At 67.7% G+C, this 25,523-nt stretch carries 28 protein-coding genes; 13 read left to right on the forward strand and 15 right to left on the reverse strand.

Features of this window, described 5'->3' with window-relative positions:
* Nucleotides 1–28 precede the first annotated feature (28 nt).
* Entirely contained in the window at nt 29–943 is a 915-nt protein-coding gene (gene tagQ, locus FHW81_RS19795) for a type VI secretion system-associated lipoprotein TagQ (protein WP_003106614.1), read from the forward strand.
* A gap of 229 nt (nt 944–1,172) precedes the next feature.
* Here tagQ and FHW81_RS19800 read toward each other — a convergent pair whose 3' ends face one another.
* The 3 genes from FHW81_RS19800 to prlC all read right to left on the reverse strand — a co-directional run bounded on the left by FHW81_RS19800 (nt 1,173) and on the right by prlC (nt 4,637).
* Nucleotides 1,173–2,231: a PA0069 family radical SAM protein gene (locus FHW81_RS19800; protein ID WP_003118567.1), complete on the reverse strand. Its 1,059-nt coding sequence runs from the start codon at nt 2,229–2,231 to the stop codon at nt 1,173–1,175.
* 88 nt (nt 2,232–2,319) lie between these two features.
* Complete coding sequence (locus tag FHW81_RS19805) at nt 2,320–2,595, reverse strand: YheV family putative zinc ribbon protein (RefSeq protein WP_003083624.1); 276 nt, start codon at nt 2,593–2,595, stop codon at nt 2,320–2,322.
* The gene (gene prlC / locus FHW81_RS19810; protein ID WP_016852309.1) at nt 2,592–4,637 is read right to left on the reverse strand and encodes an oligopeptidase A; all 2,046 of its coding nucleotides are present in this window, start codon (nt 4,635–4,637) and stop codon (nt 2,592–2,594) included. The genes FHW81_RS19805 and prlC overlap by 4 nt, the downstream gene beginning before the upstream one ends.
* A gap of 77 nt (nt 4,638–4,714) precedes the next feature.
* Here prlC and FHW81_RS19815 point away from each other — a divergent pair, with 77 nt between their 5' ends.
* From FHW81_RS19815 to FHW81_RS19825, 3 genes are read left to right on the forward strand one after another with little or no spacing between them, the layout of a single operon-like run.
* The gene (locus FHW81_RS19815) at nt 4,715–5,257 is read left to right on the forward strand and encodes a gamma carbonic anhydrase family protein (protein ID WP_003142343.1); all 543 of its coding nucleotides are present in this window, start codon (nt 4,715–4,717) and stop codon (nt 5,255–5,257) included.
* Nucleotides 5,250–5,915 (forward strand): HAD family hydrolase, encoded by a 666-nt coding sequence (locus FHW81_RS19820; RefSeq protein WP_003106611.1) that lies wholly within the window; start codon nt 5,250–5,252, stop codon nt 5,913–5,915. Before FHW81_RS19815 ends, FHW81_RS19820 begins: the two co-directional genes overlap by 8 nt.
* A 32-nt stretch (nt 5,916–5,947) precedes the next feature.
* Nucleotides 5,948–6,931, forward strand: a complete 984-nt coding sequence (locus FHW81_RS19825; RefSeq protein ID WP_003118565.1) for a hypothetical protein — start codon at nt 5,948–5,950, stop codon at nt 6,929–6,931.
* Nucleotides 6,932–6,938: 7 nt separating this feature from the next.
* Here the strand turns inward: FHW81_RS19825 and FHW81_RS19830 are convergent, their stop codons facing one another.
* Nucleotides 6,939–8,066 carry an aminopeptidase gene (locus FHW81_RS19830; RefSeq protein WP_106120673.1) on the reverse strand — a complete coding sequence of 376 codons (1,128 nt, stop codon included), beginning with the start codon at nt 8,064–8,066 and terminating at the stop codon, nt 6,939–6,941.
* 91 nt (nt 8,067–8,157) lie between these two features.
* On the opposite strand from FHW81_RS19830, the gene FHW81_RS19835 reads away from it, so the two are divergent.
* On the forward strand, nt 8,158–8,574 hold the full coding sequence (locus tag FHW81_RS19835; protein WP_003122273.1) for a hypothetical protein: 417 nt from the start codon (nt 8,158–8,160) through the stop codon (nt 8,572–8,574).
* A gap of 56 nt (nt 8,575–8,630) precedes the next feature.
* A complete protein-coding gene (locus FHW81_RS19840) occupies nt 8,631–9,068 on the forward strand; it encodes a hypothetical protein (RefSeq protein WP_003083612.1) in 438 nt (145 codons plus the stop codon).
* Nucleotides 9,069–9,079: 11 nt separating this feature from the next.
* Here the strand turns inward: FHW81_RS19840 and FHW81_RS19845 are convergent, their stop codons facing one another.
* The 4 genes from FHW81_RS19845 to FHW81_RS19860 form a co-directional block, all read right to left on the reverse strand.
* A complete protein-coding gene (locus FHW81_RS19845; protein WP_003122274.1) occupies nt 9,080–9,313 on the reverse strand; it encodes a DUF1161 domain-containing protein in 234 nt (77 codons plus the stop codon).
* A 110-nt stretch (nt 9,314–9,423) separates the two neighbouring features.
* Complete coding sequence (locus FHW81_RS19850; RefSeq protein ID WP_003118563.1) at nt 9,424–9,879, reverse strand: OsmC family protein; 456 nt, start codon at nt 9,877–9,879, stop codon at nt 9,424–9,426.
* A gap of 83 nt (nt 9,880–9,962) precedes the next feature.
* Nucleotides 9,963–10,667 (reverse strand): disulfide reductase DsbM, encoded by a 705-nt coding sequence (gene dsbM / locus FHW81_RS19855; RefSeq protein WP_003114663.1) that lies wholly within the window; start codon nt 10,665–10,667, stop codon nt 9,963–9,965.
* 62 nt (nt 10,668–10,729) lie between these two features.
* Nucleotides 10,730–11,617 carry an MBL fold metallo-hydrolase gene (locus FHW81_RS19860; protein ID WP_003083599.1) on the reverse strand — a complete coding sequence of 296 codons (888 nt, stop codon included), beginning with the start codon at nt 11,615–11,617 and terminating at the stop codon, nt 10,730–10,732.
* Nucleotides 11,618–11,724: 107 nt separating this feature from the next.
* Between FHW81_RS19860 and osaR the strand changes: the two genes are divergently transcribed.
* The 4 genes from osaR to FHW81_RS19880 all read left to right on the forward strand — a co-directional run bounded on the left by osaR (nt 11,725) and on the right by FHW81_RS19880 (nt 14,441).
* Entirely contained in the window at nt 11,725–12,645 is a 921-nt protein-coding gene (gene osaR, locus FHW81_RS19865) for an oxidative stress response transcriptional regulator OsaR (RefSeq protein ID WP_003083596.1), read from the forward strand.
* Between the two features lie 65 nt (nt 12,646–12,710).
* On the forward strand, nt 12,711–13,217 hold the full coding sequence (locus tag FHW81_RS19870) for a DUF1993 domain-containing protein (protein WP_003083593.1): 507 nt from the start codon (nt 12,711–12,713) through the stop codon (nt 13,215–13,217).
* A 38-nt stretch (nt 13,218–13,255) separates the two neighbouring features.
* Nucleotides 13,256–13,804, forward strand: coding sequence for an RNA 2'-phosphotransferase (locus FHW81_RS19875; RefSeq protein ID WP_017148779.1), 549 nt, complete (start codon nt 13,256–13,258; stop codon nt 13,802–13,804).
* Nucleotides 13,805–14,012: 208 nt separating this feature from the next.
* A complete protein-coding gene (locus tag FHW81_RS19880) occupies nt 14,013–14,441 on the forward strand; it encodes a cupin domain-containing protein (protein WP_023102760.1) in 429 nt (142 codons plus the stop codon).
* A gap of 52 nt (nt 14,442–14,493) precedes the next feature.
* On the opposite strand, the gene asnB is transcribed toward FHW81_RS19880, so the two are convergent.
* The 3 genes from asnB to FHW81_RS19895 all read right to left on the reverse strand — a co-directional run bounded on the left by asnB (nt 14,494) and on the right by FHW81_RS19895 (nt 17,290).
* Nucleotides 14,494–16,326 (reverse strand): asparagine synthase (glutamine-hydrolyzing), encoded by a 1,833-nt coding sequence (asnB, locus tag FHW81_RS19885; protein WP_106120524.1) that lies wholly within the window; start codon nt 16,324–16,326, stop codon nt 14,494–14,496.
* A 624-nt stretch (nt 16,327–16,950) separates the two neighbouring features.
* Nucleotides 16,951–17,088 carry a PA0050 family protein gene (locus FHW81_RS19890; protein ID WP_003083584.1) on the reverse strand — a complete coding sequence of 46 codons (138 nt, stop codon included), beginning with the start codon at nt 17,086–17,088 and terminating at the stop codon, nt 16,951–16,953.
* A gap of 61 nt (nt 17,089–17,149) precedes the next feature.
* The gene (locus FHW81_RS19895) at nt 17,150–17,290 is read right to left on the reverse strand and encodes a PA0050 family protein (protein ID WP_003083582.1); all 141 of its coding nucleotides are present in this window, start codon (nt 17,288–17,290) and stop codon (nt 17,150–17,152) included.
* A gap of 609 nt (nt 17,291–17,899) precedes the next feature.
* On the opposite strand from FHW81_RS19895, the gene FHW81_RS19900 reads away from it, so the two are divergent.
* On the forward strand, nt 17,900–19,561 hold the full coding sequence (locus tag FHW81_RS19900; protein WP_004351950.1) for a hypothetical protein: 1,662 nt from the start codon (nt 17,900–17,902) through the stop codon (nt 19,559–19,561).
* 281 nt (nt 19,562–19,842) lie between these two features.
* The gene (locus FHW81_RS19905; RefSeq protein ID WP_003118492.1) at nt 19,843–20,226 is read left to right on the forward strand and encodes a helix-turn-helix domain-containing protein; all 384 of its coding nucleotides are present in this window, start codon (nt 19,843–19,845) and stop codon (nt 20,224–20,226) included.
* A 14-nt stretch (nt 20,227–20,240) separates the two neighbouring features.
* Here the strand turns inward: FHW81_RS19905 and FHW81_RS19910 are convergent, their stop codons facing one another.
* From FHW81_RS19910 to exoT, 4 genes are all read right to left on the reverse strand, one after another.
* The gene (locus tag FHW81_RS19910) at nt 20,241–20,906 is read right to left on the reverse strand and encodes a DUF799 domain-containing protein (protein ID WP_003083573.1); all 666 of its coding nucleotides are present in this window, start codon (nt 20,904–20,906) and stop codon (nt 20,241–20,243) included.
* A complete protein-coding gene (locus tag FHW81_RS19915; protein ID WP_003083569.1) occupies nt 20,903–21,256 on the reverse strand; it encodes a DUF4810 domain-containing protein in 354 nt (117 codons plus the stop codon). The genes FHW81_RS19910 and FHW81_RS19915 overlap by 4 nt, the downstream gene beginning before the upstream one ends.
* Before the next feature lie 30 nt (nt 21,257–21,286).
* A complete protein-coding gene (locus tag FHW81_RS19920; protein WP_003111706.1) occupies nt 21,287–21,973 on the reverse strand; it encodes a CsgG/HfaB family protein in 687 nt (228 codons plus the stop codon).
* Nucleotides 21,974–22,468: 495 nt separating this feature from the next.
* Complete coding sequence (gene exoT, locus FHW81_RS19925; RefSeq protein ID WP_004351946.1) at nt 22,469–23,842, reverse strand: T3SS effector bifunctional cytotoxin exoenzyme T; 1,374 nt, start codon at nt 23,840–23,842, stop codon at nt 22,469–22,471.
* A gap of 163 nt (nt 23,843–24,005) precedes the next feature.
* On the opposite strand from exoT, the gene FHW81_RS19930 reads away from it, so the two are divergent.
* Nucleotides 24,006–25,415, forward strand: a complete 1,410-nt coding sequence (locus FHW81_RS19930; protein WP_025999417.1) for an MgtC/SapB family protein — start codon at nt 24,006–24,008, stop codon at nt 25,413–25,415.
* Nucleotides 25,416–25,523 lie beyond the last annotated feature (108 nt).

Genomic DNA, 25,523 nt, shown 5'->3' on the forward strand with positions numbered 1-25,523 from the left:
CGGTTCATCAAACCAGGAGTGAGATGCAATGAGCCAACCCAGCGAAAACCGTTTGATCACCTCGGCGCGCTACGCGCTCTGCCTGTTGACCGCCAGCGGCGTGCTGCTCAGCGGCTGCGCCAGCAGCGGCGTCGGCTCGGTCGCCCAGACTACCCGCGCGGAATACTACCCGTCCTGCTACGAGCCGGTGTCGCACCTGCGCAGCACCGATAACGCAGTGCGCAATTCGGCCATCACCGGCGCCATTACCGGCGGCCTCCTGGGCGGCCTGGCCGGCGGCCTGGCCAGCGACGAGAACCGCGGCCGCAATGCCGCCCTCGCTGCCGCAGGCGGCGCCCTGGCCGGCGGCGCGGCGGGCTACTACATGGAGAAGCAGAAGCAGATCAGCGATGACCGCGCGCGCATCGGCTCCTACGGTACCGACGTCGACCGCAGCACCGTCGAGATCAACCGTAGCGTGGCCTACGCCAAGTCGGCGCAAAGCTGCTACCAGAGCCAGTTCAAGGCTCTGCTCGACGGTCGCAAGAACAAGTCGATCAACGAAGCCGAAGGGCGCAAGCGCCTGGCCGAGATCGTCAGCGGCCTGCAGGAGACCAACGCCTTGCTGGTCGCCGCCAACGGCCGTGCCGGCGAGAACATCAGCAACTACACCCAGGCCTACGAGAAAGACCTGCAGCAGGTCGGCGTACCGCGCGCCGAGGTGACCAAGGTCGCCGAGGCCGAGAACCGCGCCAGCACTACGAAAGGCGGCAGCAAGCCCAAGACCGGCAGCAATCCCAAGGTGCCGAAGGAAGCGGTCGCCACCGAGCAGACCATCCGCAAGGCCCAGGACGCGCAAAGCGAAGGCAACAAGGTGGCCTCCCAGGGCCAGGGCATGATCCGGGAAGTCTGCAACAGCCCGGACATGGGCGACTGGGCGCCGCCGAGCTGCGCCAAGGCCTGATCGGCCTCGTTACCGGCACGAACGCGACGGCGACCTTCGGGTCGCCGTTTCGTTGAGGGGGCTGGCGCGCTGACCCGACCGGCCTGAAGGTCGAGCGTTCGCCGGGACGGCTGCTTCCGACGTTTCCGGCTTCCCGGCGGCAGCGATTCTTCCCGCAGGGCGGATATCGCCACCGGCACGCTCCGCCGCTACTCCGCCCTATACGAAATGCTGCACCGCGGGGAAAACGCTAGAACAACGCCATCTGCGCCCCCGGCACGGCGAACCGGCTGCAATCCAGCCCGAAGCCCTCGCGGCGGTCCAGCCCGAGGCGCTTCATCGCCACCGCGAAACGCTGCGCCAGCAGGTCGGCGAACGGTCCCTGGCCACGAAAGCGGTGGCCGAAGCGGCTGTCGTAGACCTCGCCGCCACGGCATTGGCGGACCAGGCTCATCACATGCTCGGCGCGTTGCGGGTAGTGCGCCGCCAGCCATTCCTCGAACAGCGGGGCGACTTCGCGCGGCAGGCGCAGGAGCATGTACGCGGCGCTGCGCGCGCCGGCGTCCCGCGCCGCCTGGAGCAGGCGCTCCAGCTCCATGTCGTTGACCATCGGGATCATCGGCGAGCAGAGCACGCCCACCGGGATGCCGTTGCCGCTGAGCGTGCGGATCGCCCGCAGTCGCGCCGAGGGCGCCGCCGCGCGCGGTTCGAGAATGCGCTTGAGCTCGTCGTCGAGGGTGGTCAGGCTGATCATCACCGCCACCAGGTTCTGCTCCGCCAGTTCGCGCAGCAGGTCGAGGTCGCGAAGGATCAGCGAGCCCTTGGTGACGATGGTCAGCGGGTGACGGAAGCGCAGCAGCACCTCCAGCACCTGGCGGGTCAGGCGGCGTTCGCGCTCCAGCGGCTGGTAGGGGTCGGTATTGGCGCCCAGGTTGATCGGCGCGCAGCGATAGCCGGGCTTGCTCAGTTCCTGCTCCAGCGCGCTGGCGACGTTGCTCTTGGCGATCAGCCGGGTCTCGAAATCGATCCCCGGCGAGAGGTCCCAATAGGCATGGCTGGGCCGCGCATAGCAGTAGATGCAGCCATGCTCGCAACCACGGTAGGGATTGATCGAACGATCGAAAGGGAGGTCCGGCGACTGGTTGCGGGAGATCACCGTGCGGGCGATCTCCTCGCGCACCTCGGTGAGCTGGATCGGCGGCACGTCCTGCTCCCAGCCATCGTCGAAGGCCTCGCTGTGGGTCGGGGCGAAGCGGTTGAGGGGGTTGCTGGCGGTACCGCGACCGCGCGGGGGCAGGGGAGCGCTCATGAGGGGAACCCGGCGAAATACTGTATATGGATACAGTATCGCACCGGGCCCCGGCCCACAGCCATCGCCGCCGGTCGGCGGCGAGCGGTCAGGCGTCGGGCTTCTTCTTCAGCTTGGGATTGGGGAAGAACTGCACCGACTGCACCTTCGGGTTGGCCGGCTTCGGCGCGTTCTGGTTGACCCGCGTACCCAGCTCCTTTGGGATCGACTGGCCCTGGGCGTTGAGCGTGTCGGCGTAGCCGCAGGCCACGCATTCGCGGTGCGGCACGCCGTCCTCTTCCCACATCTGGATCTTGTCCTGTTCGCTGCACGCCGGGCAGACCGCCCCGGCGATGAAGCGCTTCCTGGTGATCGCCGGGCTCATGCGGCCTCCCCGACCAGCCCGGAGTGACGCAGCAGGGCGTCGATGGAGGGCTCGCGACCGCGGAAATCGACGAACAACAGCATCGGCTCGCGGGAGCCGCCGCGGGCCAGGATCGCCTCGCGGAAGGCACGCCCGGTATCGGGGTTGAACACGCCTTCTTCCTCGAAACGCGAGAAGGCATCGGCGGACAGCACCTCGGCCCACTTGTAGCTGTAGTAACCGGCCGCGTAGCCGCCGGCGAAGATGTGCGCGAAGCTGTTGGCGAAGCGATTGTACGCCGGCGGACGCATCACCGCCACTTCGTCGCGGATGCCCTCGAGCACCTGCAGCACGCTGCGGCCGTCGCCGTGGGTGGCGTGCAGCTCGAAGTCGAAGAGGGAGAACTCCAGCTGGCGGACCATCATCATCCCGGACTGGAAGTTCTTCGCCGCCAGCATCTTCTCCAGCAGGTCCTGCGGCAGCGCCTCGCCGGTCTCGTAGTGGGCGGAGATCAGCGCCAGGCCTTCCGGTTCCCAGCACCAGTTCTCCATGAACTGGCTGGGCAGCTCGACGGCGTCCCAGGCCACCCCGTTGATCCCCGAGGCGGCGGCATGCTCGACGCGGGTCAGCAGGTGGTGCAGGCCATGGCCGAACTCGTGGAACAGGGTAGTGACCTCGTCGTGGGTCAGCAGCGCCGGCTTGCCGTTCACCGCCGGGGTGAAGTTGCACACCAGGTAGGCCACCGGGTCGATCAGCCGGCCCTGGGCGTCGCGCCGGCGGTCGCGGGCGCCGTCCATCCAGGCACCGCCGCGCTTGTTGGCGCGGGCATAGAGGTCGAAGTAGAAGCGGCCGACGTGCTCGCCGTTCTCGAGGATCTCGAACAGGCGTACGTCGGCGTGCCAGCGTTCGAAATCGTGCAGTTCGCGGATCTGGATGCCGTAGAGGCGCTCGACGATGGCGAACAGGCCGGAAAGCACCTTGTCCACCGGGAAGTAGGCACGCAGCGCCTCCTGGGACACGCTGTAGCGCGCCTCGCGGAGTTTCTCGGCGTAGTAGCCGGCGTCCCAGCTCTGCAATTCGGCGCAGCCCTGCTCGGCGGCATAGGCGCGCAGCTGCTCCAGGTCGCGGGCGGCGAACGGCTTGCTGCGCACCGCCAGGTCGCGGAGGAAGCTGAGCACCTGGTCGCTGGACTCGGCCATCTTGGTCGCCAGCGACAGCTCGGCGTAGTTGGCGAAGCCGAGCAGGCCGGCCAGCTCCTGGCGCAGGTCGAGGATCTCTTCCATCACCGGACCGTTGTCGTTCTGCCCGGCGTTCGGGCCCTGGTCGGAGGCGCGGGTGCAATAGGCGGCGTATACCTCTTCGCGCAGGGCGCGGTCATCGGCATAGGTCATCACCGCGTAGTAGCTGGGGAACTCCAGGCTGATCAGCCAGCCGTCCAGGCCCTTGGCCTCGGCGGCCTGCTTCATCTGGGCCTTGGCCGAATCGGTCAGGCCGGCCAGCGCGGCTTCGTCGGTGACATGCTTGGTCCAGGCCTGGGTGGCGTCGAGCAGCTGGTTGGAGAAACGGCTACCCAGCTCGGACAGGCGCGACTGCACCTCGGCATAGCGCTTCTGCTTGTCCGCCGGCAAGTCGATGCCGGACAGGCGGAAGTCGCGCAGGGCGTGTTCGAGGATGGTTTTCTGGGCCACGTCGAAGCCGGCCGCCTCGGGGCTCTTCGCCAGCGCCTCGTAGGCCTCGAACAGGGCGCGGTTCTGCCCCAGCTCGGTGGAGTAGGCCGACAGCTCCGGCAGGCAGGCCTCGTAGGCCTCGCGCAGCTCGGCGCTGTTGCACACCGCGTTGAGGTGGCTGACCGGACTCCAGGCGGCGCCCAGACGGTCGTTGAGTTCGTCCATCGCCAGCACCAGGCCCTTCCAGGTCGGCTGCTCGCGCTGGGTTTCCAGCAGGCGGGCGATGGCGGCGCGGTTATCGGCGAGGATCCGCTCGATGGCCGGCTTCACGTGTTCCGGGCGAATGGAGGAGAAAGGCGGCAGGTCGTAGGCCTGCAGAAGGGGATTCGCGCTCACGTTGGCAACCTTGGCTAAGGAAATACCCGACCATCTTAAATACAATCGGCGGCATCCGCAGCCTGAGGAAAACTATCGTGACCATTCGTTCCTACCAGGGCAAAACGCCACTGCTCGGCGAGCGGGTCTTCGTCGATCCCTCGGCCGTGCTCGTCGGCGACATCGAGATCGGCGCCGACAGCTCGGTCTGGCCGCTGGTGGTGATCCGCGGCGACATGCACCGCATCCGCATCGGCCAGCGCAGCAGCATCCAGGACGGCAGCGTGCTGCACATCACCCACGCCGGCCCCTTCAACCCGGACGGTTTTCCGCTGAGCATCGGCGACGAAGTGACCGTCGGGCACAAGGTCCTGCTGCACGGTTGCAGCATCGGCAACCGGGTGCTGGTGGGGATGGGCTCGATCGTCATGGACGGCGCGGTGATCGAGGACCAAGTGATCCTCGGCGCCGGCAGCCTGGTGCCGCCGGGCAAGGTGCTGGAGAGCGGCTTCCTCTACGTCGGCAGCCCGGCGAAGAAGGCCCGTCCGCTGAGCGACAGGGAGCGCGGCTTCTTCACCTACACCGCCGGCAACTACGTGAAGCTCAAGGACCTGCACATCGCCGAGGACTACCATGCGTGACGCCACGCTGCGCTACCCGAACATCCTCTTCGATCTCGACGGCACCCTCACCGACCCACGCGAGGGCATCACCCGCTCGGTGCAGTTCGCCCTCGCCCGCCTGGGCATCGACGAGCCGGACCTGGCGCGCCTGGAACACTTCATCGGCCCCCCGCTGTTGCAGTGCTTCATGCAGACCTACGGCTTCGACGAAGCGCGCGCCTGGGAGGCGGTGAACCACTACCGCGAGCGCTTCAGGGTCACCGGTCTCTACGAGAACCGCGTGTTCGACGGCATTCCCGAGCTGCTCGAAGCCCTGGTCGGACGCGGCCACACGCTCTACGTCGCGACCAGCAAGCCCGGCGTGTTCGCCCGCGAGATCGCCCGCCACTTCGCCTTCGACCGTCACTTCAAGGCGATCTACGGCAGCGAGCTGGACGGCACGCGCACGCACAAGGACGAACTGATCCGCCATCTGCTCGACAGCGAAGGCCTGGCAGCGGAGCATTGCCTGATGATCGGCGACCGCATGCACGACCTGCTCGGCGCCAGCCGCAACGGTGTCGCCTGCATCGGCGTCGGCTACGGCTTCGGCAGCGAAGACGAACTGCGCGCGCACCAGCCGACCCATTACTGCGCCGACCTCGCCGCCCTGCGGCAGGTGTTGGAATCCCACTGACCCATGCTCCGTTTCAGACAAGGACGCCTGACATGACCGACAATCCCTTCGCCACCCCCACCGCCCCGGTGCAGCCGCCGGCCAGAGAGGTGCCCGCCACCACCCAGCCCTATGCGTTCATCGCGGTGCTGGCGCTGGTCACCTGCCTGTCCTTCGCCGTAAGCCTGGGCATCCAGTGGTACAACGACATCGGCGAGATCCGCCAGCGTTTCTCCGAGCACCTGCAACTGATGGCGCCGCACTGGTTCACCGGCCTGGTGTTCTACGCGGCGGCCAACCTGCTGGTGCTGCATGCCTACCGCGAGAAGCGGCAGCTCATCGAGTTCCGCCCGCTGGCGCTGCTGCTGATCGGCTACGGTCTGCTCAACCTGGTCTGCGGCATGCTCGCCGGGATCGGCCTGGCACCGCTGACGCTGCCGTTCTACCAGTGGGTGACGGCGCAATCCAGCTACGGCGTCTGGCTGATGGCGTTCAACGAAGCGATGAGCTGGGTCTACCTGCTCCTGGGCAGCCTGCTGCCGTTGGGGCTGGTGCTGCTCGGCAGCCGGGTGAACTCGCCGCGCCTGGCCGAAGGGGAAGAAGCCCGCGTCGCTGCCTGGCAGGTCGCCCTGGGCGCCGCGCTGTGTTTCGCCACGCTGTGTTTCAAGCTGATGCAGTTCCTTCCCTACGCCCTGCTGCGCTACGACGAGCCTTGGCTATACGGCCTGTACCTGAGCGGCGTGGCGCTGCCCGCGGCGCTGCTCTTCGGCGCCGTCTGCACGCGCCTGCCGGCGCGCCTGCAACGCTTCGCCGCCGGCCGCGCGCTGCTGCTCGCGGTGGTCGCCATGCTGCTCTGGAGCGTCGCGCTGCTGGCGGTCGGCGGGGGGCTGGCGCTGCTGATGATCCTCGGCCTGGCGCCCGCTGGCATCGGCTATACGCTGCTGGTGGCGCTGCTCGGCGTCGGCCTGTTGGCGCTGCTCTGGCCGATCGGCCGGCTGGCCACGCGCTGGTGCTACGCCGACCAGCTCGCCGCCTGAGCAGGCGTCAGGGCGCTGCGGCGGCCAGCCGCTGCAACGACGCCTGGCGCTCCGCCAGGGGGAGCTGGCCAAGGGCACGGACCCGCGCATAGAACGCCGGCCAGTTGCCGCCGACCTGGCGGAACAGCACGGCGAACGCCGCCACCCATTGGTCGTAGAGGCCGAAGGGAAGCAGCTTGGCATTGTTGAACGGCGCGTCGATCCAGGCCTTGAACGGCGACTCGCCACCCCATTCGCGCTGGCTCAGCGCCGCGTACTCGCGGCGCAGGCGCTGGAATTCGGCAGCCTTGCCGGCACGCTTGGCGGCATCGTCCAACGGCCCGGCATAAAGTGCTTCGAGGCGCGCACGACTGGCCAGGACCAGCGCGGTGAACTGCTCGCGGCGCTTCTCCTCGCGGCCGTCCGCCGGCGGCAGTCCACGATATTCGCGCCACTGGCGGGTACCTTCCTGTTCGACGAAGGTGGCGAAGGATTCGTTGAAGGCGGTGTCGTCGCGCAGGTAGAACTTCTGGTGCGCCAGTTCGTGGAAGATCAAGGTCGCCAGCCGTTCGTCGTCCCAGCGCAGCATGCTGCTGAGGATCGGATCGTCGAACCAGCCGAGGGTCGAGTAGGCCTGCACCCCGCCGACGTAGACGTCGTCGCCGAGCGCCCGCTGGCGCGCCGCCTCGGCGCGCGCGGCGGCCTCGCTGTAGTAGCCGCGGTAGGCCACGCAGCCGGCGATGGGGAAGCAATGGGTGACCGGCTGCAGCGACAGCTCCGGGGTGGCGAACACGTTCCATACCACGTAGGGCCGGCCGATATCGGCGTACAGGCGATAGCTGCGGTTGTCCGGCAGGCCGAGGCGTTCGCTGGCGAATTGCCGGGCCTTTTCCGCCTTCGCCAGGCGTTCGCGCAAGCGCGCGTCGCGCTGCGGGTCGGCGATCACCGCGGCGGCCGGCTCGCGGGCGCGCAGCAGGGCGAACTGGCCGCTGGCCAGTTGCCCGTAGTAGGAGACGGTCGAGCAACCGCTCAGCGCCAACAGCGCCAGGCAGGGAACCCAACGGGGCAGTCGAAGGTCAGCAAGCGGATGGCGAAGGCGGCGTGGCATGGGCGGAACATAGCACAGCACGCGGACCGCCCGCCGCCCTACCAGCACCGGTCCGCGATCCGGCGAGGCGGAGGAACGCAAGGCGTTTTTCCAAGGCGCAACGGATGGCGGCCGGGTTAAAGGAGCTTCGGAGTCTTCTATGCGTACGCTGCTGCTTGCCGGTGGCCTGCTCGTCCTGAGCGGCTGCTCACTGATGATGCCCACCCCCGACCCGAACCGCGCCTGGGTCGACCTCGATACCCAGCCCGACGCCGATCTCGCCGCCGTGGAAGTCGACGACAAGAGCTGGGACCGCACGCGCTACTTCGAGGTCGATCCCGGCACCCGCGAACTCACGGTGCGCTACCAGTTCACCGTCGACCCGACCAACATCGGCCCCGTGGACAGCCCGCTCTGGCGCGATTGCCAGCTCAACCTCAAGTTCAAGGACTTCAGCGCCGGCCAGCGCTACCGCCTGGAGGCCGGGCACATCGGCTTCCGTCCCTGGGCGAAGCTCTACGACCAGGACAACAGGGAACTGGCGCGCGGCCGCGAGGGACGCTGCGCGAAGGTCTGAACGGCGCAAGGCGAGGGCGCTATGCTAGGAGCTGAACGCCCTCCGGAGCCCGCCCCATGCGTCCACTCACCCGTCTCGTCCCGCTCGCGCTGCTGCTCCTCGCCGGCTGCGCCGGACCGCTGCCGCAGCCGGACCCGCAGATGGCCTGGGTCGAGCTGCGCAGCGCGCCGGCCAACACCCTGCTGGCCGAGCGCCTGGACGGCGAGCGGTTGAGCGACGGGCGCTACTTCCAGGTCACTCCGGGACGCCATGTGCTGGAGGTGCGCTTCCAGTACGAACTCTATGGCGGTTCCGGCGGCGGGGGCGGCGGCTTCGGCGAGCCGGTGCAGATCAACTGCTACCAGCAGGTGGTCTATGACGGCTTCGAGGCGGGCCGGCGCTATCGCCTGGAGGTGCGCCCGCAATTGCGCAGGGCGCTGGCGCTACTGAGCGACGAGCGTGGCGAGGTGGTCGCCCGTTCGAACTTCCAGACCAGCCGCTGCCCGCCGTACTGAAACGCAGCGGCTCAGCCGTCGTTCTTCTGGTAGATGATCTTCTTGGTGCCGTTCTCGCAACTGCCGACCACCATGTTCGGGTCGCTGACTTCGTCGTTGCGCACGATCTCCAGGGTGTAGGAGGTCACCCCGGCCGACTGGATCTTGGTCTCGATCTCCGCCTTGAGTTCCTCGCACGGCTTCGGCGCGGCCAGCGCCGTGGCGCTGAACAGCAAGGCGGCAATCCCCAGCCCGATGGTTTTCATGACCCGTCACTCCTCGTCGATGCCTGGCAGCCGAGTGCTGCGCAGCGCATCCTGCCGCATTCGACTGCGGCAGGCCAGGGCCAGTTCGCCGGGCTGGGGAAGCGTTCCGCTCAGCCGTCGAGGCTGGCGTCCAGGCTGATCTTCGCGTTGAGCACCTTGGATACCGGGCAACCGGCCTTGGCCTTGTTGGCGATCTGCTCGAAGGTCTGCGCGTCCGCCCCCGGCACGCGCGCCCTGAGCACCAGGTGCACGGCAGTGATGGCGAAACCGTCGGACTGCTTGTCGAGGGTGACCTCGGCGCGGGTCTCGATACGTTCGGCGGTCAGGCCGGCCTCACCGAGCATCATCGACAGGGCCATGCTGAAGCAGCCGGCGTGGGCCGCGCCGATCAGCTCTTCCGGGTTGGTTCCCGGTGCGCCCTCGAAGCGGGTATTGAAGCCATAGGGGTTGTCTTTGAGCGCGCCGCTTTCGGTGGAAAGGGTGCCCTTGCCGTCTTTCAGGCCGCCTTGCCAGACCGCCGATGCCGTCTTCTTCATGTCGACTCCTCCGGAGCTGTGGATGGATATCCGCTCGCGTCGGCGAGCGGGCATGTCTACATGGGAGGACGACGCAGCCGGACAAGTTCAGTCCGCCTGCGCGGCGGCGGGATTCAGGCGCAACCGTCGATGCGGCAGAGCGGCGCCGCGGCCCCGCCCACGGCACCGCTGCCGCCGGCAAGGCGCAGCTGCGTTTCGAGGAAAGCCCGCCAGTCGTCCGGCTGGCCGAGGTAGCGCCCGGTGTCGAGCACCTGCAGGCGGCCGTCGCGCTCCAGGGCGAAGGTCGGGAAGCCAGCGGCGCCGAGACGGTTCATCAGCCGCCGACTGTCGGCGAAGTGCGCGCGCAGCGGCTCGCCGGAGCAGGCGTCGAACGCCTCGGCGAAGCCCTCGCCAAGCCCCAGTTCGGCACCCAGCTCGAGCAGCACCGGACGCTCGGCGATACGCCGGCCCTCGACGTAGTGGGCACGCTGGATCCGCGCCAGCATCGCCGCGCCGAGGCCGTCGAGCGCTTCGGCGGCAAGCACGGCGGCGGTCGGCGGGGCCGAGTCGAATACCGCGCTGGTGTCGCGCAGCAGGCCGTCGAAGTAGTCCTTGCCGAACGGCTGGCCGGTCAGTTGGGCGATCCGCAGGTCATGGGGCATCACGTAGTGGCGCAGACCGGCGCCGACCGGCTGGCGGTTGGCATCGGTCATCATGCCGCCGCCATGCAGGCGTACGTCCAGACCCGTCACCTCGCAGGCGGCGGCGAGCAGCGGCGAGGCGCCGTAGCACCAGCCGCAGAGCGGATCGTAGAGGTAATGCAGGGTGAGGTCGTTCATCTCGGTCTCCACGAGACGCCCCGCAGGGGACGCCTCGATCAGCGGCTATCGGCGGGCGCGGCTCAGGGCCACTGCATCTCGCCCTTGAGCACCTTGGCGCTCAGCTCCAGGCCTTCCTCGCCCGGCAGGTTCGGGTAGCGGCGCTTCATCGCCTCGACCAGCGCGGCGGAATCCCTGGCCTTGGGCAGTTCGGCTTCCAGGGCCTTCAGGTAGTCACGGGTGAAGCGCACGCCGTCCAGGCCCTTCGGCTCCTCGCCGGTGAAATGGCCGGGCACCACGCGCCGCGGTTGCAGCGCCTCGATCCGGTCGAGCATCGCCACCCAGGCCTGGCGCGAGGCCTGGGTCTGGGTATCGGCGGTCCAGACGTGCGAACCGGATTCCACCAGCACGCCACCAACCACCGTCTTCAGCGACGGAATCCACAGCACCGTGCGGTCCGGGCTCGGCCCCTTCAGGTCGACCACCTTCAGGGCATGGCCTTCCAGCTTCAACTGGTCGCCCTTCAGCGGCTCCGGCACCACCAGCGACGTCGGCGCGTTGTCCTTGAGGATCGGCCCCCAGTAGGCCAGCTTGGCGTCCTTGGTCGCCTGGATGTGTGCGACGGTCTGCGCCGTCGCGAGGATCTTCGCCTCGGGGAAGGCGGCCTTCAGCACGTCGAGGCCGAAGTAGAAGTCCGGGTCGCCGTGGCTGATGTAGATAGTGCTGAGGGTCTTGCCGCTGGCCTGGATACGCTTGACCAGTTGCTCGGCGTCGGCGCGGGAGAACTGCGCGTCGATCAGCATCGCCTCGCGCTGGCCCACCAGCAGTTCCGAGGACACGGCGAAGATCGCCTTCTCGCCGGGGTTGTAGACCTCCAGCCGCAGCGGTTCGGCGCTGGCGGCGAAGACGCCGGCGGCCCCCAGCAGGGCGGCGGCGGCGAACAGGGAACGAAGCAATCCATGGCGCGACATGAGCGGTTCTCCAGGCAGTGGGATCAGAGGCTTGCCATGTTAGTTGCTTGAAAGCGCGCAAAAAGCCCCGCAATAATCACAGCTTTGTTGCATGGATCGAGCGAATCATGGACCGCCTGACCGCCACTCGCGTCTTCGTCGAAGTCATCGACAGCGGCAGCCAGACCGCCGCCGCCGAGCGTCTGGACATGTCCCGGGCGATGGTCTCGCGCTACCTCGCCGAGTTGGAGGAGTGGGTCGGCGCACGCCTGCTGCACCGCAGCACCCGCCGCCTGAGCCTGACCGACGCCGGCGCGGAGCTGTTGCCACAGTGCCGCGAGATGCTCGCCGTGGCCGACGCCATGCAGGCCACCGGCCAGACCCGCCGCGACAGCCCGCGCGGCACTCTGCGCATCACCAGCAGCCTGTCCTTCGCCCAGGCCTGGCTGACCCGTGCCGCCGCCGCCTTCGTCGAGCGCTACCCGGGCACCGCCATCGACCTGCAGGTCAACAGCCAGGTGGTCAACCTGGTGGAGGAGCGCATCGACCTGGCCCTGCGCATCGCCAACCAGCTCGACCCCAACCTGATCGCCCGCCGCCTCGGCGAATGCCGCTCGGTGATCTGCGCCGCGCCGGACTACCTGCGCCGCCACGGCACCCCGCGGCGCCCGGAGGACCTGGCGCTGCACAACTGCCTGACCTACTCCTACTTCGGCCGCAGTCTCTGGCAGTTCGAGCGCGACGGCGAGCCGACCAGCGTGCCGGTGGGTGGCAGTCTCAGCGCCAACGAATCCACCGTGCTGCTGGAGGCCGCCGCCGCCGGTGCCGGGATCAGCCAGCAGCCGCTGTACTCGGCAGCCCCGCTGATCCGTAGCGGACGCCTGGTGGCGCTGCTGCCGGAGTGGTCGCCGCAGGTGCTCGGCATCCACGCGGTGTACGCCTCGCGCCGGCAGATGCCGCCGGCGCTGCGGGCGCTGCTGGACTTCCTGGTCGAACGGATGGCGGCCGATCCGCACTGGGACGAGGCGGGCCCCCTGGCGCTGGCGTGAAAGCCGGGTAGACTGCTGGACGCGCCGCCTTCGACGCACCTTTATCCCCTGTCTGGAGCACGTCCATGTCCCTGTCGATCTACCAGGCTTCGATCCCGACCTTCCTGCGCACCCTCGGCAACCTCTCGGCGATCCTGAAGAAAGCCGCCGCCCACGCCGAAGCGAAGAACATCGATCCGCGCATCTTCATCGACGCCCGGCTGGCGCCGGACATGTTCCCCCTGGCGCGCCAGGTGCAGATCGCCAGCGACGCCGCCAAGGGCGCCGGCGCGCGGCTGGCCGGGCTGGAAGTGCCGAGCTACGCGGATACGGAAACCACCTTCGACGAACTCCAGGCACGCATCGCCCGCACCGTCGAGTTCCTCGAGGGCATCCGCGAGGAACAACTGGACGGCGCCGAAGAGCGCAACGTGACCCTCAAGGTGCGCGGCCAGGAGATCAGCTTCAACGGCCGCGACTTCCTCTTCGGCTTCGCCCTGCCCAACTTCTTCTTCCACGTCACCACCGCCTACGCCATCCTCCGCCACAACGGCGTCGAACTGGGCAAGATGGACTTCCTCGGCGGCGCCTGAGGTTCCCGCGCCGGGATGGCACGCACAAGGACCATGGAATGGATCGGAAAACCCTCGACGACACCAGCAAGTTCCTCAGCTATGTCCTTCGCCACCAGCCCGAGGCCATCGGCCTGACGCTGGACGGCGAAGGCTGGGCCGACATCGACGCCCTGATCGCCGGCGCGGCGCGGGACGGCCGCGCCCTCGACCGCATGCTGCTCGGCGCGGTGGTCGAGAACAACGACAAGAAGCGCTTCGCCCTCTCCGCCGATGGCCAGCGCATCCGCGCCGTGCAAGGCCACTCGCATGCCGCGGTGGCCATCGCCTACGCCCCCGCGGTCCCGCCCGCAGTGCTCTACCACGGCACCGCCAGCCGCTTCCTCGACTCCATCCGCGAGCGCGGCCTGGTTCCCGGCAGCCGCCACCACGTCCATCTCTCCGCCCGCCGCGCCACCGCCCTGGAAGTCGGCCGCCGCTACGGCAGCCCGGTTCTGCTGGAAATCGACGCGCGCGACATGCATCTGGCCGGGCACCTATTCCACCAGGCGGAGAACGGCGTCTGGCTGACCGAGCGGGTAGCCGTGCGGTTCATCCGCGAGGCTTGAGAAGGCATCGCCTCTCATCGGGAAGTCGTAGGGCGCATAACGCGCAGCGTTATCCGCCGATGCGCCGAGGCTAAAAGGAGAAAGCCGCCGCCTGCGATGAACCAACCGCCTCCTTGATGGCCCGCTGCCGCCTAGCAGAAGCGGCAGTGGAGCAGGCGGTGAAAGCCGGCTTGACTGAGGAAAAACACCGACAAGCGCAGGACGCCCGATGGACCTTCGCCCCAGCCACGTGCATGTGTTCCCACCCAGCCGCGACCTCCCGGCCGCAACCAGTCCGCAGCGCGAAACCCTGCTGCGCAGCGGCTGCGCCTGGAACGGCTCGCTCTACCTCGGCTATCCCCTTGGCCAGCCGCAGCTCACCGTGCAGCGCCTGAGCCTGGCCGCCCACGAACGCCTGGACTGGCAGGTCCATCCGATGCCCAGCGCGCTTTACGTGCTCAAGGGCGAACTGCGCCTGGAGACCCGCGACGGAGCCCAGAGCACGCGGGTGCTGGAAGGCGAGGCGGCGGGTTGCCTGATGAACATCATCCATCGCCTGATAGCCGGGGCCGAACCGGTGGAAGCCCTGCTGTTCCATGCCGGCGTGGAAGGCATGCCGGTGGGGCTCGGCGAACGCGGCGAAATGCCCGACGCCTGAAGACGCCGGCGGGCCGGACAGCAGCCCGAACCCGCCACGCCCCGCGTCACGCTCAGGCGGAGAGCCCGTACAACCTGAGCCAGCCTTCCAGCGCCAGCGCGGTCTCCAGGTTGTGGCGGCTCACCTGGGTGTTGAAGTACCCCTCCGGATGCTCCAGTTCGGCGGCCAGGAACTCTCGCGAAACGATGCCGAACACCGGGTTCGCCGCGTCCTCCAGCAGACGCCGCACGCTCCCGCGCAGGAAACGCTCGTAGCCGAGGTTGGCAGAAGTCGGATAAGGGCTCTTGCGGCGCTTGAGCACGGCTTCCGGGACATAGTCGGCGCAGGCCCGCTTGAGCAGCCACTTCTCCTCGCCGTCCCGGCTCTTGATCGACCAGGGCACGTTGTAGACGTACTCCACCAGCTCATGGTCGGTGTAGGGCACCCGCACCTCCAGGCCGTTGCACATGCTCAGGCGATCCTTGCGTTCGAGCAGCAGCACCATCCAGCGCTTCAGATGCAGGTGGCTGAACTCGCGCATCCGCCGCTCCTCCGGGCTGTCGCCGGCCAGGTGTTCGACCTGGCGCAGCCCATCGTCGTAGCTGGCCTGCTGGTACTGGAGGAGATCGCAGCGGCGGTTGAAACCGGCGTCGATGAAGCCGGCTGGCAGGCGCACCCTGGAGGCCCAGGGGAAGCGCGCCGCAGCCACCGCCTGCGGATCGCGGAACCAGCCGTAGCCACCGAACAGCTCGTCGGCGCCTTCACCGGAGATGGCCACCGTGGAATGCCGGCGGATCTCGCCGAACATCAGGTGCAGCGAGGTATCCATGTCGCCGAAGGTGAAAGGTACGTCCTTGGCCCGGAATACCTCTTCGCGCGCTCGTTCGCAGACCAGTTCGGCATTGTCGATGAGCACGGTGCGATGACGGCTGCCGATGTACTGCGCGGCCAGCAGGGCGAACGGCTGGTCCTGGTCGGGACGCAGGTCGTCGCTGCGGAACTGCTCGGCCTGGCCGACGAAGTCCACCGAGAATGAATTGATGTCGCCGCCGTGCTCCGCCTTCGCGATGCGCTGGGCGATGCCGGTCAGGGCGGTCGAATCGAGCCCACCCGATAGCAGCGAACACACCGGAACGTCGGCGTGCAATTGCGCCCCCAGGGCGCGGGTGACCAGTTCGCGGGTGCGCTGCACGGTGCTCTGCAGGTCGTCGGCATGCTCCTGGCGGCGTACCTCCCAATAGCGGCGCAACTTCGCCTGGGAATTGGGACGCCAGGACAGCAGGTGGCCGGGCAGCAGTTCCTGGACCTCGCGGAACGGCGTCTGCGAAATGCCCCGGGACAGCGTCAGGAGGTCGACCAGGCCGACCGCGTCGAGCCTGGCGGCGAATTCCGGATGCGCCAGGATGGACTTGATCTCCGAGCCGAACAGCAGTCCCTCGCGGTGCCGCGCGTAATACAGCGGCTTGATGCCCAGGCGGTCGCGCACCAGCAGCAGGTGGCCGTCGCGGCCATCGAAGACGGCGAAGGCGAACATCCCGGTCAGGTACTCGCAACAACGCTCGCCCCATTGCAGATAGGCGTGCAGAACCACCTCGGTATCGCTGCGGGTGCGGAACTCATGTCCGGCCCGGCGCAACCGCTCGCGCAGGGCATCGTGGTTGTACACCTCGCCGGTGTAGACGAGGGTGACCTCCTGGCCGGTGGGAAAGCGATAGGACATCGGCTGCACGCCGCCGCTGAGGTCGATGACCGCCAGCCGCCGGTGACCCAGCAGGGCGTTGCGGTGCTTCCAGATGCCCTCGGCATCCGGCCCACGCAAGGCGAGCGTATCGGTCATGGCGAAGATCGCCGGAAACTCGTCGTCGAGCTTGCGCGTGTAATCCACCCAACCCGCGAGACCGCACATAGGGAAACTCCTCTAATTGATGTTTATCGGGAAACTCATCCAGAGACATGCTGAAAACATCCGTGCGGCCGGCCAGATTGCCGGCGTACGAATGCTTCGCCCAAGGCGGTCGATGTATGAACTTTTCGAGGACCTGAAGATAATCAGTTTCGGCAGGCCTGCGCCCAAGGAAGGCCAATGATAGAACAGGAAAAAACGTGGCCGAGTTAATTAATATCTATCTAAATCTGGTAGCTGTTTTTAAAAAAACAAAGGAAAAACAATAATCTACAAAATTAATGAAACATCCTGAAACATCATTACGCGGCTCTTCAACCAGATATTACAGGGTCGTTCACGGCTCTTTCCAAAGACTTAGAAAGCTAATCCAATTAAACTTATAATTGCTTTACGGCAATCATATGGATAGCCAACTAAGCAAATGACTACAACAAACTCAGATCGTACAACTATTGAATATAAGAGTTGTCCACCGACGCTGATTTCGTGGCAACGTTCGACGCGACGATGGACGAGCGGGAAAAGTAGGGCGGCGCGGGGAATGGAGAATTAAAGAAGGCAACTTCGAGCGAGCGATACATCCGGAAGCGGGCCCGCTGCACCGGGCCCGCCAGACGACCTACCTCAAGGGCATTCGCAGGTCGACGGACCGAACACCGGCCCGCTGCACGGGTCCTCGGACGGGCCGAAAACCGGGCACGCGGCCTGGGCGGTAAGAGAGAAGCCACAGAGCAGGAACACAGCCAACAGTACTTTCTTCATTTGCAACCTCCTGGTTGGTAATCGAACGCTCCCTGTCCCTGGTCGAGGGTACAGTCGGTCATCACGGGCACTCGCAGACGGTCGGTCCCAGCACCGGGCCCGCGCAGGGATCTTCCCCCGGCCCGAGCACCGCGCAGTCCGCCTGCGCCGTCAGCGAGAACATCCACAGCAGCAGCGAAGCCGCCAGCATCTTCCTTTTCATCTGACCTCCTTGGTCGAAACAGCGATCAACGATCCGTGTCCTTCTCCGAAAACAAGGGCATTTGCCTGCAGAAGGACCGAACGCCCGTCCGCTCGCGGCGCACCGCAAGACTCGCCGGCGAGCCGCCGGACCCCGGAGAGCAAAGACCAGCCCGAGCGAACGCACCAGTGCGGTGGATTGCCGCAGCGCCAGCGAAAGTACCGGGGCAGGGGGCTTCGGCACCGGTTCGCCATCAACTTTTCCTATCCCCGGCGGCCACATAAATTCGTTGGACGCACCGCGCCGGCGCCTCCAAGAATGCCGCACGGGTGCGAAGTCCGGCCGTGCACCCACCGACGCCCCACAACAGCAAGAACAACGATCGGTGCATCCATGGCAAAGGACCTGACTTTCCCAGACGCCTCCGCGTCGTCCCGCAACCCTCCCTCCGCGCGCCTCCGTCTACCGGCGACACGCGCCCCCTAGCACCGCCCTCGCGTCCGCCACCGCAGCAACCCGCGACGCACCTTGCGTCGGTCCCGGCCCCCGCCGCCGGCGGGCGCCGCTCGCCCGCGCTCCGCCCGCCGCACCGATCGACCCATGAACCGAACAAGAACAGGAGTCCACCCGATGCGCTACGCCCGTCACGCAAGCCGATACTCCCTCTTCGCCCTGGCCGTCTCGGCAGCCCTGCTGCCCGGCGCCGGCTGGGCCGCCAACGGCGACCTCGCCGGCGCCCGCAAGCCGCCCAGCGTCGCCTGCTCCTGGAACCGCGAGGCAGCGTTGTCCTACGAGGAGCGCCGGCTCGACACGCCGCTGCCGTTCAGCGGCGCCAACGTCGTCACCCATGACCAGACGCCGCTGGCCGAGCGCATCGTCAAGGGCGCCGGCTTCGACGGCTTCGAACCGGCCTTCGCCAAGCGCCTGTGCGCCGCCGACGGCCGCACCCCGGTCACCAGCTACGCCAAGGCACTGAAGCTGGTCACCGAAGAGGGCCGCGCGCTGTGGCGCGCCGCCGTCGACCGGGCCCAGGGTCGCCGCGCCATTCCCGCCGGCGCGCTGCCGGCCAGCGATGACCGCATGCTCTACTGGACGCGCCTCTACATGACCCGCACCCTGCGCCAGTGGGCGCCATCCTTCCACCTCGGCAAGGCCCAGGCCCAGGCGCTGCAATGGCGCTTCGAACGCGCCTCGCGCGGACAGCTGGACATCGACCTGCCGCGCCGCTACGCCGCCGACGGCTCGCGCTACCGGCGGATGATCATCAGCGGCTTCGACGTCTTCACCCTGGGCACTCCCGGGACGGCGAACACCGGCCTGCGCAACGGCAACCCCTCGGGCGCCACCGCCCTTGCGCTGGACGGCCGCGAGTTCAGGCTGGCCGACGGCAGCCTGCTGCGTATCGAGGCCTACCTGTTGCCGGTCAGCTACGACCCGTTCAACCGCGGCATGCAGGAAGACACCCTGGGCCCCTGGTTCCGCCCCGGCCCGCGCCGGGTCGACGCCTCCATCACCATCAGCCAGGGCGGCGCCAACCAGTTCTGGCTGGAGGCCTGGAACGGCCGCTTCCACGGCTCCTCCGCCGGCAACGACGGCATCGTCTACTGCCCCGCCGACAGCGCTTTGCCCAACTACGTGCTTCCCCTGGGCAGCGTGACCAATCCCGGCACCGCGCCGATTTCCCTGCGGGGCTCCGGCTGCAATATCAACCCGCCGCGCCGCTGGCTCGGCTACGACAGCGCCAGCCGCTGGCGGCAGAACCTGCCGGCACAGTTCTCCAAGGCCTCGCTGCCGGTCCGCCAGTTGCTCGCCGCCGATACCTGGCGCGGCATCGAGCGGCCGCCGGGCGCTACCAGCCAGGCCGCGGAAGGCTTCGACGTCACCTGGCACACCAACTACGACTTCTTCCCCGATTGCGCCAACCCGCGCACCGAAAACGTGCCGACCAACGGGGTGATGAACGCCATGCCCGATCCCTCCCTGGTGCTCCCGCCGAACCGACGGATCTGCGCGCGCAACGGCGGTGGCGGCGACTACCTGTCCAACGAGAGCGCCTACCGCAACACGGTGCTGCGCGACGCGTTCCGCCTGGAGATTCCCGCCGGGCACATCCATGTCCCGGTGATGAACAACTACTACACCGGCGTACCGGCGAGCGGCGGCGGCGCGCGCAACGACAACGCCATCAGCGACGCCCGCTACGAGGCCTACCGCAGCGCCATCGTGGCGCAGACCCGGGCGCTGCTGGTGGGCGTCGGCAACGCCCTGGCGCAGGGGGCGCAAGCGGACTAGTCCTCGCCAGGCGCAAGGCCCTCGCGTCCTATCGCTTCGCCGCGGAGCCAAACTGCCGCCGACGCAGGCCAACGGGACGGTAGCCCGTCGCTTCAGCCTCTACTGAATCGAAAAAGGCGGCACGCGGGGAAACCTCGGACTCACGACCCGGAGCTTTCCCAGGCCCGCGCCGGAACGGTAGGGCAGAGTCGAAGAGTGCGAACGCCGATGATGGAGACAACCGCCATCGCCCGCATCACCGGGGCGGTGGCAAGGATTTCCCCTGACTTGGAGAGTTTTCCATGAGCTTCGCGCAGAATCTCCTACGCCTACGCCAGCAGAACGCCCTGACCCAACGGCAGATGGCCGAGCGACTGGGCGTCACCGTGAGCCAGTTGCGGCACTTCGAAACCAAGGGCGGGCACCCGTCGCTGGTGGTGCTGCAAACCATCGCCGGACGTTTCGCGGTGCCCCTCGACTGGCTGGTCTGCGAGCGCAGCGAGCGGCAGGCGCTACCGGAAGACCTGCGCCTGCAGTTCGAGGCCATCGGCCGCCTGCGGCTGGACGAGCGGCGCGCCATCCGGGCGTTGCTCGACGACCTGATCCGCCAGTACATGGCCAAGCGCAACGCAGCGGCCAAGCCCCTCCCGGCGGCTTGCACCGAGGCCACGGAGACGTCCCCGTAGCCCCGGCGCACGGCTCAGTCGCTGCCGTACCTCGGCGAGCGCGGGCCGTACAACAGTCCGCCCGGCTGGCCGGCCGAGAGCAGGCGCGCGCTGGTCATCCCGGCGATCGGATAACCGGCGTCCTCCACCGAACTGTTGATGATCTGCTTGACCGCCGCGGTGATCAGCATGCCCACCAGGCCGCCGTTGTTGCCGCCGTTGCCTTCCTCGCTGGAGGCGGTCGCCGAGCCGGTCCACAGGGTGGTGCCGGATCGCAGGTCGACCAGCTTGGCGCTGGCGGTGACGATGGTCGCGCTGCTGATCACCATGTAGCGCGTGCCGTAGTCGCTCACCGTGACGTACAGCGCCGCGTCGGCGCCATAGATCTCGCGCAGCTTGGCCGGGGACACCTGGTGCACGTCGCCGGCGCTGGTCAGGCCGTTCTGGCGGAAGGTCTCGTCGGCCAGCGCCACCGGCACCACGTAGTAGCCGGCCTCGGCCAGCGGGAAGGTGACCTGCGAGAGCATGCTGTAGGTCGCCTTCACGTCGGGCGACTCGTTCAGCGGCGGCAGGACCAGGATCGAGCGCGGCTTGGCCTGCTTGAACGCCGAGTAGTCGACGCTCTTGGTCGGCGCGCAGCCGCCGAGCAGGGCCAGCAGGGTGAAACCGGCCACCAGGCCGGACAGTCGGGCGAGTTTCAACGGGCACCTCCACGGGCGTTGTTCAGGAGGAAGTCCATGTAGGTCGCCGACTCGGGAAACAGCGCCTTCTCGGTCTCGAACTCGCGGACCATCTGGTCGTCCTTGCCGATGCTGGAATAGAGCAGCCCCAGCTGGGCGTGGTAGCCCGGCGGCACCGCGCCGTTCTTCGCCCGGATCTTCTCGAGGTCGGCTTCCAGCGCCTGCGCCTGGGCCTCCTTGGATTCACCCTTGAAGTATTCGTGGACCTGGGCCTGGTAGCCCTCCCACTGGTACAGCGTCTTCGGTCCGCTGCACCCGGCCAGCGCCATGCTCCCCAGCAGCGCCGCCGTCCATGTGATCGTCTTGCTCATGTGTGCCGTGATTCCCTGGTTTCTGGTGGATTATTGGTTCTGTGGCTTCCAGGCGCCGCTATCGACCGCGTTGACCAACTTGTTCACCGCCTCGCGCATGGCCAGGTCGAGAACCTTGCCGTTGAGGGTCGAGTCGTAGCTGGCGGTGCCGCCGAAGCCGATCACCTCGCGGTTGGACAGGGCGTACTCGCCAGCGCCCTGGGTCGAATAGACGACCTCCGAGGTAGAGATGTTGACGATGTTCAGCGCCACCTTGGCGTAGGCGATCTGCGACTTGCCGCGGCCAAGGATGCCGAACAGCTGGCGGTCGCCGACTTCCTTGCGGCCGAACTCGGTGACATCGCCGGTCACCACGTAGTCGGCACCCTTCAGGCGCTGGGCCTGGCCCTTGATCGCCGCTTCCTGCTGGATCTCGCTCATGTTGTCGCGGTCCAGCACGTTGAAGCGATTGGTCTGCTGCAGGTGGGTGATGAGAATGGTCTTGGCCTGGCCGCCGAGGCGGTCGACGCCATCGGAAAAGATCCCGCGCATGTAGCTGGAGCGGTTGTCGAACTTGCCTACCGCAATCGGCGAACGCACGCCGCTGTAGGGTCGGTTGACGCTCTCGACCTGCTGTACCGGCAACGCGGTGGAGGTCTCGGTGGCGCAGCCCGCCAGGCCGGCCAGGGTGGCGACGGCGAGGAGCGGCAGTAGTGCTTTCTTGGCGCTGTGACTCATGGGGTTCTCCTGGAAAAAAACGCTATCGACGCGGAGCGGCTTCTAGCCGACCCGTGTGCGGAAAAGAGGGCGTAGTGAAAATCGAGGAAGGCCAGGCGGCACGGCGGCGCGCCAAGGCGAGGGGCGAAATGGGGTGGCCACGATTTCTTTCCTTGAAATACGAATGCGTCGATCAACCGGCGCTCCCGGCCGGCCTTGGAAATCCGAAACAATCGTGCGGGAAGCGATGCACGAACCGTATGAGCCATCAATAGGCCATCTCGGTGGGCGGCAAAGTTACCACAGTTATTCCGATCGTTTCGTTATGCAGGAAGCATACTCGGAGAATTCTGACTGCGTCTCGTTCGCAGGATCGAGGTGGGACGCCGGGCACCGGTGTCCGCCACCAACCGGTGGCAGCCAGGCAGGCCTCCTTGCCGCCCATTGCGCCCGACGCTGTACGGCGCAAATGAAAACGGACACCCCTTGGGAGTGTCCGTCTCTGCCGTCGACCGGTCAGGCCAGGTCGAGGCCGCGCATTCTCAGGCGCAGGTCCTGTTCCTGGGGCTTGCCTGAACGATCCGTCCCGGTTGCCAGGTCCAGGGCATCGAGCAGTCCCTCGCCGTGGCCGCTCCGTTCCCCCAGCGTGGCCTCTTCGAGCACCCGACGGGTCACACCCTGCCCATCCTTGGCGCTGAGAAGCACGCGCATGTCGGTCCCCTTGTCGTAGAGGATCTCCTGCTCATCGCCCTCGATCGATATCTCGCTGACATCGATCCCGGATCTGCCGAACAGGGTGGTTATCGTGCCCTGGCCCGCGAAGCTCCTGGCAACGCTGGGGTCCCGGGAGGTGGAGAGATAGCCGGCGTCGTGGCCGACCTGGCCCTCTTTCACCGCCTCGAAGGCATCCCTGCCCTGGGTGCCGCGGAAGGTCTTCACGACCTGTTCAGCCGGTCCGCTCTTTTCGAACGCGGCAGACATGCCCCGGTCGATCAACGCCTGGCCCGCATCCAGCTCTCGCCCCTGACGCAGGGAACGATTCAGGTGCTGGTACTCGCCGTTGGTATAAAGACCGAGCGCCATCACCTCGGCATCGCTGTACGGCCCGTCCGGGTGTTCGCCTAGGTACTGCTCCGCCTCCAGCCCGAAGTGCTCCACCAGGCCATCCGCCAGCGCCTTGTCGACAGGCTCGCCCTTTACCTCGCTCTCTACCGCGTGGCGCAACAGGGCGACCTTGTCCATTACCGCATGCAGTTGGACGGCGATTTCGCGCAGTTGCTCCGGGCTTGCGCTGAGTACATGCTGGCTGGCGGCACCGCCCGCGGTCCCCCACTGTTGCAGCGCGATCCCCCCAACGCTCTGTTCGAGCAGGCGGGCAGCCTGGGTACGGGAAGCCTCGATCCGGCTGCCATCGCGAATCCCGACCAGGGCGGTGGCCAGCGAGCGCAGGGCGCCGTCGCCGCTGGCCAGGCGCGTGTGATCCTTCGCCAGCCTCTCCGCTGTCAAAGTCGCCAGCTCGCTCGCCTTGCCAAGTCCGCCCAAGGTCAGGGGCAGTGCCTTTTGCAGCATCATCTGCTTGATCTCGGCGGCCGAGAGACTGGCGGCAGGCGGCGCGTCCTGACGGGAGAGCGGCGCCTGGGTGGAGGCGTGGGCACGGCTCCCCAGCAGTTTGCCCAGCCACTCGATGATCGCCACGAAGGGACGCGCGAGGGCAGCCCCCAGGCGGGAGAGCAGGCCCTCGCCCTTCGGTGCTTCCTGGCGCTGGGCCAGTTGTTGCGCCTCCCGGGGAGTGGCCACCTGGCGGGCCTCGACCTGTCCCAGGCGCCCGGCCACAGCCTGGCTCAACTCAGCCACGAAAGACGGGTTCTGCTGAGATGATTGAATATGCATGATGATTGACGTCTCCTGATGTTTCCCCGCCAGTCTAGGAACGAGGCGCCCCTCCGCCTATCAGGATTGGCCGTGGTTTTTTTACTGTTGGCGGCCGTCGGAGCACGCGGAAAGAGAACCGTCAGCGGCCGAAAAACAGCGGACTTTCCCTACGCCAGCTCCCGTGCGCCTACACCGGGGCGGAGAACCCGATGGATACCGGCGGCAGCGCCGGCCTCATGGCGGACGGCGTACCACCGCGCAGGCACCTCGGGGTCGTCTGCTGCTATGGTGCGCACAGGCACGTCGCCATCCTCTCTCCCGGCGAATGGAATCGAGCATGACGCTTTCCCTGGATCTGTTGTTGAGCCTGTGCACGGCCCTGGCCATCGGCCTCCTGATCGGCGCCGAGCGCGGCTGGCAGGAGCGCGACCACGAAGATGCGCGGCAGATCGCCGGAATCCGCACCTTCAGCCTGGCCGGCCTGCTCGGCGGCTTCGCCACCCTGCTCGCGGGCGAACTGGGCAGCGCAGTCTGGGTAGCCTTGCTGCTGGCCCTCGCAGCGCTGGCCGTGGCCGGCTACGTGAGCGACGTCAGGCGTGGCGGCGACCAGGGCATGACCACCGAGATCGCCCTGCTGATGACCTTCCTCCTCGGCAGCCTCGCCCTCACCGAACAGCGCCTGCTGGCTGCCGCCGGCGGCATCGTGCTGACCCTGCTGCTGAGCCTCAAGGACAAGCTCCACGCCCTGCTGAAGCGCCTGACCGCCGAGGAGCTGTCGGGCACCCTCAAGCTGCTGTTCATCTCCGTGGTCCTGCTGCCGGTGCTGCCCAACCAGGGCTACGGTCCCTGGGCGTTCTTCAATCCCTACCTGACCTGGTGGATGGTGGTGCTGATCGCCGCCCTCGGTTTCTCCGCCTACCTGGCCATCCGCCTGATCGGCTCGCGCAAGGGCCTGTTGCTGACCGCGGTGCTCGGCGGCCTGGTGTCCTCCACGGTGATGACCCTGACCCTGGCGCGCCTGCGCGAGCGCATGCCCGACGCCCTGTTGGCGTGCGCCCTGCTGGCGACCTCGGCGCTGATGTTCCCGCGCATCCTCGTCGAGATCGGCGCGATCCACCCGGCCTTGCTGAAGGAGCTGGCCCTGCCATTCGCCGCCACCACCCTCGTCTACCTTGGCGGCACGCTGTTCCACGCCCTGCGCGGCGGCCGCGCCAGCCAGGAGGCGCCCGACGAGCCAGGCCTGCGCAACCCCTTCGAACTGCTCCCGGCCCTGCGTTTCGCCGCCCTGCTGAGCGCGATCCTGCTGTTGGTGGAGGTCGGCCGGCGGCTGTTCGGCGATGCCGGCATCTACGCGGTCGCGTTGCTCTCCGGCCTCGCCGACGTCGACGCGATCACCCTGTCCCTGGCCCGCGCGGCGCAGGGCGAACTCGATCCAGGCGTGGCCAGCCGCGGCATCGCCCTTGCCGCCCTGAGCAACAGCCTGGTCAAGGCCGGCCTGGTCGTGCTGGTGGGCGGCAAGCGGCTGGCCCTGCAAACGCTACCCTTCAGCCTGGCGGGGCTGCTGGTAGGAGCGCTGCTGATCCTGCTGTGAGGCGCCGGGGAAACCCCGGAGCGCCGCTGGACGAACGCGACGACAACCGCCTGGCGCCCCGCATCAACCTGCGCGGCTACTGGCTGCAACGGCCGGGTTTCAAGGCCA

Source organism: Pseudomonas sp. RC10-4-2 (assembly GCF_050433085.1).
In the GTDB taxonomy this organism is placed as follows: domain Bacteria; phylum Pseudomonadota; class Gammaproteobacteria; order Pseudomonadales; family Pseudomonadaceae; genus Pseudomonas; species Pseudomonas aeruginosa.